Source organism: Chryseobacterium antibioticum (genome assembly GCF_012927325.1).
Taxonomy (GTDB): Bacteria; Bacteroidota; Bacteroidia; order Flavobacteriales; family Weeksellaceae; genus Chryseobacterium; species Chryseobacterium antibioticum.
The window spans coordinates 24,553-36,556 of the sequence record NZ_JABBGI010000030.1 but is presented as its reverse complement, the minus strand read 5'-3'; the positions used below and the strand labels follow the sequence as shown (position 1 = coordinate 36,556).

The 12,004-nt window shown below is 39.0% G+C and carries 14 protein-coding genes; all 14 read left to right on the top strand.

Annotated elements, in window-relative coordinates:
• The first annotated feature begins 27 nt into the window (after positions 1–27).
• On the top strand, positions 28–516 hold the full coding sequence (gene eco, locus HHL23_RS18880; protein WP_169236325.1) for a serine protease inhibitor ecotin: 489 nt from the start codon (positions 28–30) through the stop codon (positions 514–516).
• Positions 517–1,130: 614 nt separating this feature from the next.
• Positions 1,131–2,540, top strand: coding sequence for a TolC family protein (locus HHL23_RS18875; RefSeq protein ID WP_169236324.1), 1,410 nt, complete (start codon positions 1,131–1,133; stop codon positions 2,538–2,540).
• Between the two features lie 18 nt (positions 2,541–2,558).
• On the top strand, positions 2,559–3,515 hold the full coding sequence (locus HHL23_RS18870; RefSeq protein WP_169236323.1) for an HlyD family secretion protein: 957 nt from the start codon (positions 2,559–2,561) through the stop codon (positions 3,513–3,515).
• 2 nt (positions 3,516–3,517) lie between these two features.
• The gene (locus tag HHL23_RS18865) at positions 3,518–4,711 is read left to right on the top strand and encodes an ABC transporter permease (protein ID WP_169236322.1); all 1,194 of its coding nucleotides are present in this window, start codon (positions 3,518–3,520) and stop codon (positions 4,709–4,711) included.
• 217 nt (positions 4,712–4,928) lie between these two features.
• Positions 4,929–5,384 (top strand): DUF1569 domain-containing protein, encoded by a 456-nt coding sequence (locus tag HHL23_RS18860; RefSeq protein ID WP_169236321.1) that lies wholly within the window; start codon positions 4,929–4,931, stop codon positions 5,382–5,384.
• 10 nt (positions 5,385–5,394) lie between these two features.
• The gene (locus HHL23_RS18855) at positions 5,395–5,865 is read left to right on the top strand and encodes a hypothetical protein (protein WP_169236320.1); all 471 of its coding nucleotides are present in this window, start codon (positions 5,395–5,397) and stop codon (positions 5,863–5,865) included.
• 2 nt (positions 5,866–5,867) lie between these two features.
• Positions 5,868–6,266, top strand: a complete 399-nt coding sequence (locus HHL23_RS18850; RefSeq protein ID WP_169236319.1) for a hypothetical protein — start codon at positions 5,868–5,870, stop codon at positions 6,264–6,266.
• A gap of 4 nt (positions 6,267–6,270) precedes the next feature.
• Positions 6,271–6,642 carry a VOC family protein gene (locus HHL23_RS18845; protein WP_169236318.1) on the top strand — a complete coding sequence of 124 codons (372 nt, stop codon included), beginning with the start codon at positions 6,271–6,273 and terminating at the stop codon, positions 6,640–6,642.
• A gap of 9 nt (positions 6,643–6,651) precedes the next feature.
• Positions 6,652–7,194, top strand: a complete 543-nt coding sequence (locus HHL23_RS18840) for an SRPBCC family protein (RefSeq protein WP_169236317.1) — start codon at positions 6,652–6,654, stop codon at positions 7,192–7,194.
• Between the two features lie 39 nt (positions 7,195–7,233).
• On the top strand, positions 7,234–7,683 hold the full coding sequence (locus tag HHL23_RS18835) for a VOC family protein (protein WP_169236316.1): 450 nt from the start codon (positions 7,234–7,236) through the stop codon (positions 7,681–7,683).
• A gap of 206 nt (positions 7,684–7,889) precedes the next feature.
• Positions 7,890–8,282 (top strand): DUF1398 domain-containing protein, encoded by a 393-nt coding sequence (locus HHL23_RS18830; RefSeq protein WP_169236315.1) that lies wholly within the window; start codon positions 7,890–7,892, stop codon positions 8,280–8,282.
• A gap of 114 nt (positions 8,283–8,396) precedes the next feature.
• Positions 8,397–9,074: a DUF2490 domain-containing protein gene (locus tag HHL23_RS18825; RefSeq protein ID WP_169236314.1), complete on the top strand. Its 678-nt coding sequence runs from the start codon at positions 8,397–8,399 to the stop codon at positions 9,072–9,074.
• A gap of 90 nt (positions 9,075–9,164) precedes the next feature.
• Positions 9,165–10,169 carry a bestrophin family protein gene (locus HHL23_RS18820; RefSeq protein WP_169236313.1) on the top strand — a complete coding sequence of 335 codons (1,005 nt, stop codon included), beginning with the start codon at positions 9,165–9,167 and terminating at the stop codon, positions 10,167–10,169.
• Positions 10,170–10,385: 216 nt separating this feature from the next.
• On the top strand, positions 10,386–11,999 hold the full coding sequence (locus HHL23_RS18815; protein WP_169236312.1) for a Na+/H+ antiporter: 1,614 nt from the start codon (positions 10,386–10,388) through the stop codon (positions 11,997–11,999).
• The last annotated feature ends 5 nt before the right edge of the window (positions 12,000–12,004 follow it).

Here is a 12,004-nt window from a genome sequence, read left to right as displayed (position 1 = left end):
AGTAAAAATTTTAAAAACAAAAAAAAGATGAGATTTTCAAAAACTTTAATGACGGGACTGATCATGTTTGCATGTGTAAATGCTTTCGCACAAAAGAAGGCAGAAAAGTTTGAGAAGCTGGAGATTGAAATGTTCCCAAAAGCTAAAGACGGATTTAAGCAGGTATACATTCAGCTGCCTGTTGCAAAAAACGAAAGCGATTTAAAAGTAGAGTTTTTTGTAGGGGCTGAAAAAATGCTGGACTGCAACAACTATTTTTTAATGGGCAGCGTAAAAACCCAGGATCTTCAGGGATGGGGTTACAACTATTATGAAGTAGAATCCAACGGTGAAGCGGGAGGAACCTTAATGGGTTGTCTGGATCAAAAGAAAACCAAAAAGTTCATAACCCTTCAACCGGAGATCGTAAGATACAACAGCAAGCTTCCTTTGGTATTTTATGTACCGAAAGATCTTGAAGTTCGTTACAGAATTTTGCGTCCTGATGCTAAAATGAAGTCAGCGGTTCAGAGATAACCTGAATGATCTTTACATAACAAACTCCTCACATTTTGTGGGGAGTTTTTGTTTATAATAAACGGGATGCTTTGAGGTTTGGGGAATGTTTTTCTCACGGATTACACAGATTGCTCAGATTTAAGAATAGCTTAGTCCTAAAAACTTTGTTAAAAACGGATTGATTTAATCTGTGAAATCTGTGGGAACTAAATAATATCAATGAAATTTTTCTCAGGAATTACAAAGTCTTTTTGAAAGCTTTGAACCATTAAGATGAGTGAAGCTTTTAAGAATATTAAGATTAGCTCTGCTTTAAGAATCACGCTAAAAAAATCTTTAAATTTTCTCTTAACTATTCTTACCTCCTTCACACATCTTAATGGTTCAAAAAATAATTTAAAAAGTTAGAAATTGATTAAGCCGGAATCATAGAGGAAGATCCTCATGAATAAATGAATTTTTTTTTCAATTAAAACATTCCTCAAATTAAACTTAAACGGATCAGCTATAATCATCATAAATAGAAGACTAGAATTAAACACTTTTTAAACGTACTTTAAATTCACCATATTGGCGAGTTATCTTCGTGGATTTAACAAATTTTTGCATTATATTTGTTATAAACATAAACCATGAAAAACAATTTATTGATTTTTACGTTTAGTTTTTTGACTTTCCCTGCTTTTTGTTGGGCACAGTCTGCGCCGGACTTTAAGGAACTTTTAGACAGTGCCATGGTCCGGGATTCTGATCTCAAAATGCAGATTACTCAAAACAAACTCACAGATCTTGACGGACACAAACTGAAAGACATCTTTCTTCCTACCTTGGAAGTAGGCGGGCAGGTCGGATATCTAAATGCCACGGCAAGACTTACATCACCGGAAATTAATCTGGCGCCTTTTATCAATATTCCTGAAGGCAGTTTTAACAATAATCTCAATGTTTCCGGTTTTTCAGGAATTGCTAAAGCAGATGCTAAAATGCTCCTCTACTCAGGGGGAAAGGTGAAGTACCTGAAAAAAGCCATCGAAGAAAAGAAAATTTCCGAAGATATTCTCCTTGAAAAAACAAAAGATGACGTCGTAGCCAGTATTTCCAAAGCTTATGACCAGCTGGCCCTGATTCATCAGTCTAAAAAAGTTCTGGATGAAAGTAAAAAAAGACTGGACATCAACCGGAAAACAGCCGATAAAGCCTTAGGGTATGGCCTGATTACGCCCTATGACCACAAAAAAATAGAACTGGCACAAGCCACACTGAATGCCAAAATGGTAGAGTATGAGGGCAAAAAAGAACTTCTTCTCACCCAGTTATATATTCTGACCGGAATCAATAAAGAACGGCTCAGAATGATCGATCCGGTACTTTCTCCTGTAGAAATTTTATCTTCCGAAAAAGGAATCGAAGAAAGAGCTGAAGTCCGTGCACTGGAACATGGTATAACGGCCGCAGACTATAAAATAAAAGCCGAAAAAACATGGATGATCCCTAAAGTACAGCTGATGGCATCCGCTTATTATATCGGACTTTATGGAAGCCGTATCAAAACTTCCGAAAATGTTATTCCTGCAGTTCCGGCTTTAGGTTATGAAGGTGCCAAACTGGACTGGAGGCCTACCAATGTTAATATTCTTCCCTTATTAACGGCAGGTGTCGGTTTTAAATGGGAGATCTTTGACGGGAAAGAAGGAAAGCATGCAGAAGAAACCGCGAAAGTAGGAAAGGAAGTTCTTCAAAACAAAAAAGAAGATGCCTTAAAGAAATTGACGCTTAATCTGGCAAATAATCAGACGAATTATGATATCGCAACCGCTCAGATCACTTTAAAAGCTAAAGAAAAAGAACTGGCGAAAAATGCTCTGGTTCAGGCGGAAAAAGAATTCAGATATGGCATGAGTAAGTCTTCACAGCTCATTGATGCTGAAAATGATCTCGAGGTTGTTGAGCTTGAATACCAGAATGCTCTATTTAATCAGAGAAGAGCCGGAATAGAACTGATGAGATCGACTCAGGAACTTGATATTACCAAACTTTATTAATCCCTTACCATTAAAATGATGCATAAAAATATATTCATAGTCTTTGCTGTTCTTTTTCTAGTAGGGAGCTGCAGTGAAAAAAAGGAAAATCTTAATGATTCAGAAGGCAAAACCAAGAAGGATGTCATTTCCTTTGCAGCCAAGGTTACCGGAAGAATTCTGAAAATATACGTAACTGAAGGTCAGACCGTAAAAAAAGGAGATACACTGGCATTGCTTGATGTTCCGGAAGTGTCTGCAAAAATAGCACAGGCCCAGGGCGCAGTAAGTTCTGCAACAGCCCAGGAGCAGATGGCGAAAAACGGAGCTACGGCAGACCAACTGAGACAGCTTCAGGCTAAATACAAAGGCTTGAAAGAACAGTATGAATTTGCCCAGAAATCCTTTAAAAGAGCCAATAATATGTATCTCGACAGCCTGATGTCTCCACAGGCACACGATGAGGTCTATGCAAAACTTCAGGGAGCAAAAGCCCAATATGATGCGGTGGTTGCAGAACTGGATGATGTACAGAGAGGAACCCGCTTCGAAAAAGTAGAAATGGCAGCCGGACAGGCCTCCCAAGCGAAAGGTGCTCTTCAGGAAGCCAATGTAGCCTACTCCGAAAGATATATTATCGCCACCAATGATATGGAAATAGAAACCATCAGTCTGAATACAGGAGAGCTCGCTACGGCTGGTTTTGCTCTGTTCAACGGATATATTCCCGAAAGTACCTACTTCAGGTTCACAGTGCCTGAAAGTGCTATTTCTAAATATAAAAAAGGGCAGAAGGTCAATATGCAGGTGGTGTATAATAAAGAAACGCTGACAGGTAAAGTTGTTTACATCAAGCAGCTTACCAGATATGCAGATATTACCACTGCTTATCCTGATTACCAGTTGCAGGACGCCGTCTATGAGATCAAAGTGAAACCAACAGACATGAGTAAGGCTAAAAGTATATTGGTTAATGCTAACGTTATTCTGAAGTAATTATGAAAGAATTTTTCCGACTTTTAAAACGAGAGTTCAGGCTTTTTATCGGCAATTCTACCCTAAGGACCGTATTTTTTCTGGCCCCGGTATTCTATGCCACGCTGTTGGGTTTCGTTTACAAAAGCGGAAAAGTGGAAAATACGCCGGTATTGGTGATCGACAGGGATAATACGCCGTTATCAAGCCAGCTGACAGATATGCTGGATGATAATAAAAGCATCAGCATCATTAAATATGCCCAGGAACCACTGAGTATAAAAGATGAGGTGATCCGGCATGAAGCAGCAGCGGTAGTGATTATTCCATCCAGGTTTGAGGCAGAAATGCTTCAGAAAAAATATCCCGAACTGAATGTTTATATCAACACCGGAAACGTTCTTACCGCCAATTTTGCCTCCAAAGCACTTCAGCTTACGATAGGAACTTTTTCCGCCGGAGCATCAATTAAAGCTTTACAGAAAGCTGGAATGCCCGCAACAAAGGCTGCTACGCAATATGAACCTTTCAAAGCCAACTATATCACCCTTTTCAATACCACAGGAAATTATCTTATTTTCATGTGGCCGGCAATGCTGGCTGTAGTTCTTCAGCAGGTTATTCTTCTGGCGATGGCTGTAAGTTTTGCCGCTGAATTTGAAAGAGGATCTTTTGTGAAAGAATACGTTAAGATGAAAAAATGGGCTTTTCCAACCATGTTGATCAAAGTGATCCCAATCTGGATATCTTCCATTCTTATTGTTGGGATTTATTACTTTATGCACATGATTTTCCGGGTCCCGATGCCGGAAGGAATTCTTAATTTTATTCTTCTTACGGCAGTATTTGTAGGCTCCGCTTCATTTTTAGGTGTATTCATCAGTATACTGATTCCTGATGCTTTGAAAGCCACTCAGATCCTGATGGTTATTGCATCTCCCGCATTTATCATCAGTGGATTTACGTGGCCCTTGAGCGCAATGCCGGCTTTCGTACAATTCATCGCCAATATTATACCCCTGACTCCCTTTCTTCAGGCCTTTAAAATCTTGTTAATACAGAAAGGCTCTGTTGAACTTACGTTTCCTTATTTAAAACATTTAAGCATCTTACTTGTAGTGTATGCTATCATTGGTTGGATTGCTTTAAAGATCAAACTCTGGTTTATTTTTAAAAAGGCAACACCGGTGGAGAGTACTGGAGTTATAGAGGAATAGAGTGGTAGGGTTTCAGAGTGTAAAGTGTTGAAAATACGATAAATTTTACCAATAATTAACCTCGCATCCCGAAATCCCTGTATATTAACACTAGCAACCAGCAACCAATAACTAGCAACCCAAACCTCACCCGAAAACACGTCACCTTTTTTTTCATTACCGTATAAAAATCAAAAGAAAAAACTGATATATTTGCTTTCAGATAATTAGACATAATATGGAAAATGTATTTGATGCAAAAGATGCTCAGAACTATATTGATAGGATAAATAATTTGGTGGAAGATACCCACGGACTATGGGGGAAAATGACGGTTGACCAGATGCTTGCGCATTGCAGCGTATCCTATGAAATGGTGTACGAGCCAGAAAAGCATAAAAAACCGGGATCTATTGCAAAGTTTATTTTAAAAACATTTGTAAAGCCAAAAGTGGTGGGAGAAAAAGCCTATTCCAGAGATTCCCCTACAGCCCCACAATTTTTGATTACCGGAAGAAAAAACTTTGATGAAGAGAAGAAAAGACTGATCGGATTCATTCAGAAAACACAACAGCTGGGTCCTGAAGCTTTTGATGGGAAAGAATCATTTTCTTTTGGAAAATTAAAATCTACAGAGTGGAACAATATGTTTGCAAAACATCTGAATCACCACTTATCTCAATTTGGAGTTTAAATAACACAGTATGAAAAAATTTTTATGGATCCTCATTCTTGCCTGCAATTTTGCATGGGGGCAAATGCCGGATATTTCAAATGTCTGGCTAAACAACAGTAAACCTTACATCGGAACCATTGGTAACCGGGGACAGGAACTGAAACTGAAAGTCAATATTTCCGAACAGAACAAAAAGAATGACCAGGAATACTTTATTTCCGGGTACTCTCTTGTGGATGAAAACTATGCAAAATACGAAGGAAAAGTCACCATCACAAAATACAGAGATACCAAAAGAAAAGGCCTGGTATTCGGAGAATACGAACTGGCAGAAGAACCTAAAGGAAAGCATTCCGGTATTTTTAAAGGTAAATTTGTTTATACCTTCAGGTGGAATAAAAAAACCGAAAAAATAGAAGGGCAGTATATAGAATTGATTGGAGATTGGAAAAGTTATGACGGAAAACTGGACTTCAAAACCCGTTTAAAAAACCAATAACCATGCTAAGAAGAATATTGGCTGTTCCAGCTGGACTCATTGCAGGAATCGTCTGCATTACCATGATTGAGAAAATAGGTCACCAAATGTATCCGCCTCCTGCCGGAGCGGGAAGTAATGATATGGTGGCCATGAAAGAATATGTGGCACATGCTCCTTTTATGGCTCTGTTCTTTGTGATTATTGCTTACGCAGTGGCCGCTTTCGTTTCAGGATTCACAGCTTCAAAAGTGGCAAACAACGGAAAACATACCTCGGCAGTGGTCTGTGGTATTATCTTTCTGTGTATAACAATCTATATGATGTTTTCCCTTCCAACCCCGATTTGGTTTTGGGTCCTGGGTATAGGTGTATGGGGATTGGTGTTGATGGGAAGTAAATTAGCTTTAAAAACAAAATAGACATATGAAACTAGGAGCATTTTCAATCAGTTTAAGTGTAAAAGATTTTCAGAAGTCTAAAGATTTTTACGAAAAACTGGGATTCTCCGTTATGGCAGGTAAAATGGAACAGAATTATCTGATCATGAAAAACGGAAGTACCTTGGTAGGTTTGTTTCAGGCTATGTTTGACGGAAATATGCTGACGTTCAATCCGGGATGGGATGAAAATGCCCAGAATCTGGAATCTTTTGATGATGTACGGGATATTCAGAAGCACTTAAAAGAAAATGGAGTGGGGCTGGAGAAAGCGGCGGATGAAAGCACTTCAGGACCGGAACATATCTTCCTGAAAGATCCGGACGGAAACATGATCCTGATTGACCAACACCGATAACCTTAATTTATGAAAATATTAAAAAAAATTATTCTCGTTCTGGCTTCTATCCTTATTTTATGGATGGTTGTAGCCGCTTTTATCTCAGGAGACTGTGCGTATGAAAAGTCAATAACCATCAATGCACCCGTCGAAAAAGTATGGCAGCAGACCAATACATTAAAAGCAATGGACCAGTGGAGTCCATGGAATGATCTGGATCCGGCCATGAAAAAAGACTGGACCGGAACTACCGGGCAGCCTGGCGAAAAAGTATGCTGGGACAGTCAGAATGATGCTGCAGGAAAAGGATGTCAGGAAGTGAAAAAAATAGATGCTGCAGGAAAAAGAATTGATACAGAAATCAAATTTTTAACACCTTATGAAAGTGAAGCCAATGCTTACGTGAAAATTGTTCCGGAAGGCAATGGAACCAAGGCGACATGGGGATTTACATCAAAAATACCTTATCCCTTTACGGTAATGAAATTGTTTATGAATATGGAAGATGCGATTGGGAAAGATTACCAAAAAGGACTTTCCAGATTAAAAGATTTATCTGAAAAATCTTAAACAGAAACTCATTAAAACTTAACTCATAAAAAACAATCAATGGCATCAGTAAACGTTTATTTAACATTTAATGGAAATTGCAAAGAAGCATTCGATTTCTATAAATCAGTTTTCGGGGGAGAATATCCTTACATCGGAACTTTCGGAGAAATGCCTCCAGTGGAAGGCAAAGAAACCTCTGAAGAAGACAAAGATAAAATTATGCATGTTTCCCTTCCCATCTCAAAAGAAACCACTTTAATGGGGAGCGATACCGGAGGAGAATGGGCTTTCAACTTCAAAGCAGGAAATAACTTCTCTATTTCTATCAATGCGGAATCTAAAGAAGAAGCTGACAAATTATTTAATGGCCTTTCAGAAGGCGGACAGGTGACGATGCCCATGGCAGATACTTTCTGGGGCGCGTATTTCGGAATGTTTACCGATAAATTCGGAATCAACTGGATGGTGAACTACGACGATCCGGCGAAAATGCAGCAGCATCCTTAAGATTCATATTTTGTATACGAAATAGAGTTAAAACTAACCGGCGGAAATATCTGCCGGTTTTTATTTTATGATCCATTTGCGTTCCAAAAATTTTTAAATTTGAGAGGGGTCACAGGTATTTTGAATTAAAAACTAAGAATTAAGAATTAAGAATTAAGAATTAAGAATTAAGAATGATGATAAAACCTACAGCATAAAAAACAGAGATGAGATTTACAATTGAACAAATCAAAGCAGAGCATCAAAAGGTAAAAAGCGGGGCAGATTTTCCCCAATACATCCAGGCCATAAAAAATCTTGGCGTTTCGGAGTATACGGTTTCTGTTGCAGATGGAAACACACAGTATTTCGACACAGAAAATGAGACGACGCAGACCGGAAAGAAATACGATCATCTTACCGTTTCAGACAACTTAAATCTGGAACATTTTAAAACCAGATTAAAGCTTCATCAGCAGGGCGGAACAGATTATCTTACCTTCTGCAATGACTGCGCAGAAAATGGAGTGGAAGGGTGGAAGATGGATCTGAACAAGATGACTTGCACCTATTTTGATACAGAAGGAAATGAAATTCTGGTAGAGCAGATTCCTGGCTAACCTATATCACTATGCCTGTTACTTACAGCCTGAAGCCTGAAGCATTTTTTGCTTGCTATTATTGATTTAAATTATTAATTTTGTTGTGTACGATAGATAATAGTAATTGAATTTATGAGAAAGGTCTTTACGAAGCTGGCATTTACAGTATTGAGTCCGGGGTCAATAGCAGCCTCTGCACAGGAAAATGATTTAGGAGCATGGTATATGTATTTTGGGAATAATAAGATAAGTAAGAAGCTGAATTTACATAACGAAATCCAGTACCGGAACTTTGATGCAGTAGGAGATCTTGAACAGTTATTGATTCGTACGGGGATAGGATATGACCTGACTGAAAACAACAATAATGTTTTGCTGGGTTACGGTTTTATTTTAAGCCGGCCCTATGTAAACGGTGAAAAAAAGGAAAATATTGAACACAGGATTTTCCAGCAGTTTATAACAAAGCAGAAGTTTGGCCGTTTTAATCTGCAGCACAGGTACCGCTTGGAAGAACGTTTTCTGCAGGATGATTTCAGGATGAGATTCCGGTATATGATCGGGCTCAATATTCCGATTACCCAGAAAGAAATGCTTCCGAAATCACTGTATGCTTCGGTTTATAATGAGATATTCCTGAGTTTTGACAGTCCCGTTTTCGACAGGAACAGGGTGTACGGAGCTTTAGGATATGTAATTAATAAAAACATGAGAATAGAAGCCGGTTATATGAATCAGATCCAGGAAAACAGGAATCGCGGGCAGATCCAGATTGGTTTTTATAGTAATATTCCTTTTAATAAAAATTAATATTGATGGTACTTGCCGGGTGCCATGATGAAGAAAAAAACTGTTAGTTTAGACCCTATAATCAACAGATCACAAAATAAATAAACACATATGCATTCAGGGAAGAGATTTGGAGCGTTGGAGTTCGCTGTTTGGACGAGACGCAGTATTTATGTATTAACGATATTATCGGCGATACCAACAGTTTTGTATTTTTTAGGATGGAAATTTGTTTCCGTTCCGTGGCAGCCCATCGCTATTTTGGGAACTGCCGTAGCCTTTATCGTAGGTTTTAAAAATAATGCAAGTTACAGCAGGCTTTGGGAGGCCAGACAGATCTACGGGGCAATTATCAATGACAGCCGTAGTTTTGGATATATTCTGAGAGATGCACTTTCCGGAAAAGATCCCAAAAAGGTCAAAGAAATGTTTCACCGCCATTATGCATGGCTTACAGCACTTCGTTTTCAGCTTCGCGAACCAAGAACCTGGGAGAATATGGGAACGGCGCAATATGACGAATATTCCAAAAAATATGAGATTCCGGAAAGACTGACCAAGCTGGATGATGAACTGAAAAATTATCTTTCCGAATCTGAGCTTCAATACATTTTAAGTAAAAAAAACAGGGCAACCCAACTGATGGCGAGCCAGAGCAAAGAATTGTCCGAGGCTTATGCCAGAGGAGATATCAATGATTTTCAATGGACCCAGATCAATCAGCAGCTGGTGAAGTTTACCGATGATCAGGGAAAAGCAGAAAGAATTAAGAACTTTCCATATCCCAGAAATTTTTCATCAATTACAACATATTTGTTGTTGCTGTTTATTCTTTTTGTCCCTTTTGGATTACTGAAAGAACTGGACAAATTGGGGGAAGGAACTGTTTTAGAAGGCTGGACATTGTGGTTTAATATTCCATTTTCATTAATGGTAACCTGGTGTTTCCACACCCTGGACAGCGTGGGAGAAGCTTCGGTAAACCCTTTTGAAGGCAGCCCGAATGATGTGCCGATCACTCAGATCAGCCGTACCATAGAGATTGATATGAGAGATATGCTGGATGAAGCCGATCTTCCGCCAGCCATTACTCCAAAGAACAATATTGTACTTTAAATAAAGATTAGATTAAGCATAAGCTATTAATCAGTTGGAAAACTATTTTAATAGGTGCAAAAGCTCAAACCTATAAGGTTTTAAAAAGAGTAAAAGAACTTGTGCCTTTGCTTTAAACCAACAAAAGAAAACAACTAGATCGCAGATGTCAACCTTAGTTTTCTACGTTTAGCCAATTTCAAAATCAAGAAACAACTTTAAAAAAAACAACTCAAAATGATTCACAGTTATGTTATAATATCCATTGCAGTACTGCTGTCTGTGATGATATTGGTGATGATAGGGCAAAAGCTGAAAGTAGCTTATCCCATCTTCCTCGTGATTGCTGGTCTTCTGATCAGCCTTATCCCGGGAATGCCGCATATTGAAATAGAGCCGGATCTCGTATTTCTTATTTTCCTTCCTCCGATTTTGTTTGAGGCCGCATGGTTTACCTCATGGCAGGACTTTCATAAATGGAGAAAGCAAATCTTTTCTATGGCTTTCGGGCTTGTATTTCTGACTTCAATTGTCGTGGCTTATCTTTCGTCTTCCATTATTCCGGGATTGACCGTTGCGATGGGATTCCTGTTGGGAGGAGTAAACTCTCCACCGGATGCAGTGGCAGCCACTTCAGTGTTGAAACATATGAAGATCCCTAAAAAGATCACCAGTATCCTTGAAGGCGAAAGTCTGATTAATGATGCTTCCAGTTTAATTGTATTTAAATTTGCCTTAGCGGCGGTGATTTCAGGACAGTTTATCTGGAGAGATGCTATTCAGGATTTCTTTATGATGGCTGTGGGCGGAGTAGTAGTAGGTATTGCTACAGGGCTCTTATTCGGAGCTTTATTAAGGATTATTCCTTCGAATTCCAATATTGACACCGTGATTACACTGATCGTTCCGTACATTATGTATGTAGGGGCTGAACACTTCCATTTTTCGGGAGTATTGGCGGTAGTTGCGGGAGGGCTTTTGATGTCTTATAATTCACATTGCTATTTAAGCCATACCTCGAGGATTCAGTCCGGAAATGTCTGGAGTGTCCTGATATTCCTGATGAATACGATCATCTTTATTCTGATCGGTCTTGAGCTTCCGGTAGTGGTTGCTGCCATGAAAGATTATACCATTTCAGAAGGGATATTTTACAGCGTAGTGATTGGTGGGGCCATTATTTTCACAAGATTACTGTACAGTTATGCCGTTATGTATTTCCCGAGACTCTGCTCTAAGGAATTAAGATTAAAAATTCCGAAACCGGACTGGCGCGAACCTTTCATCATCAGTTTTGCTGCCATGAGAGGAGTGGTTTCACTGGCTGCCGCGCTTTCCATTCCTGCATTTTTACCCAACGGAGACGCTTTTCCGCACCGTAATATCATTTTATTCGTAACTTTCGTTATCATATTGATCACGTTGGTAGGACAGGGACTTCTTCTGACACCGATTTTAAAATGGTTAAAAATAGACGATGCAGGAAGCGAATTGCCGGAAGAAAAACAGGAAGTGATCCTGATGCGTAAACTTAAAGAAACAGCATTGCATAAAATGGAAAATGATTTTTCAGAGCTGGCTGTAACGAACACGCTGGTACGTCATCAGAAACATAAACTGGAAACCGAAATGATGCTTATGGCAGATAAGGCCCAGTGTATGGCTTCTACGGGAGATTATGTGAATGCGATCAACGAAAATAAAGATGTGCTTCGCCAGATCATCCAGGCTCAGAGAAATGAACTGCACAGGATGAAAAAGGAGAAAATATTTGATGATCATGTGATGAGATCTATAGAAATGCAGCTGGATTTTGATGAAGCTAAAATTACAGGGTTTTCGCACAGTTAAATCTT

What these genes read in the sequence shown, in the direction of transcription:
- HHL23_RS18820 (WP_169236313.1), top strand. Translation starts at nt 9,165, where the DNA reads ATGCATTCAGGGAAGAGATTTGGAGCGTTGGAGTTCGCTGTTTGGACG.
- HHL23_RS18875 (WP_169236324.1), top strand. Translation starts at nt 1,131, where the DNA reads ATGAAAAACAATTTATTGATTTTTACGTTTAGTTTTTTGACTTTCCCT.
- HHL23_RS18840 (WP_169236317.1), top strand. Translation starts at nt 6,652, where the DNA reads ATGAAAATATTAAAAAAAATTATTCTCGTTCTGGCTTCTATCCTTATT.
- HHL23_RS18865 (WP_169236322.1), top strand. Translation starts at nt 3,518, where the DNA reads ATGAAAGAATTTTTCCGACTTTTAAAACGAGAGTTCAGGCTTTTTATC.
- HHL23_RS18860 (WP_169236321.1), top strand. Translation starts at nt 4,929, where the DNA reads ATGGAAAATGTATTTGATGCAAAAGATGCTCAGAACTATATTGATAGG.
- HHL23_RS18825 (WP_169236314.1), top strand. Translation starts at nt 8,397, where the DNA reads ATGAGAAAGGTCTTTACGAAGCTGGCATTTACAGTATTGAGTCCGGGG.
- HHL23_RS18870 (WP_169236323.1), top strand. Translation starts at nt 2,559, where the DNA reads ATGCATAAAAATATATTCATAGTCTTTGCTGTTCTTTTTCTAGTAGGG.
- HHL23_RS18855 (WP_169236320.1), top strand. Translation starts at nt 5,395, where the DNA reads ATGAAAAAATTTTTATGGATCCTCATTCTTGCCTGCAATTTTGCATGG.
- HHL23_RS18845 (WP_169236318.1), top strand. Translation starts at nt 6,271, where the DNA reads ATGAAACTAGGAGCATTTTCAATCAGTTTAAGTGTAAAAGATTTTCAG.
- eco (WP_169236325.1), top strand. Translation starts at nt 28, where the DNA reads ATGAGATTTTCAAAAACTTTAATGACGGGACTGATCATGTTTGCATGT.
- HHL23_RS18850 (WP_169236319.1), top strand. Translation starts at nt 5,868, where the DNA reads ATGCTAAGAAGAATATTGGCTGTTCCAGCTGGACTCATTGCAGGAATC.
- HHL23_RS18835 (WP_169236316.1), top strand. Translation starts at nt 7,234, where the DNA reads ATGGCATCAGTAAACGTTTATTTAACATTTAATGGAAATTGCAAAGAA.
- HHL23_RS18830 (WP_169236315.1), top strand. Translation starts at nt 7,890, where the DNA reads ATGAGATTTACAATTGAACAAATCAAAGCAGAGCATCAAAAGGTAAAA.
- HHL23_RS18815 (WP_169236312.1), top strand. Translation starts at nt 10,386, where the DNA reads ATGATTCACAGTTATGTTATAATATCCATTGCAGTACTGCTGTCTGTG.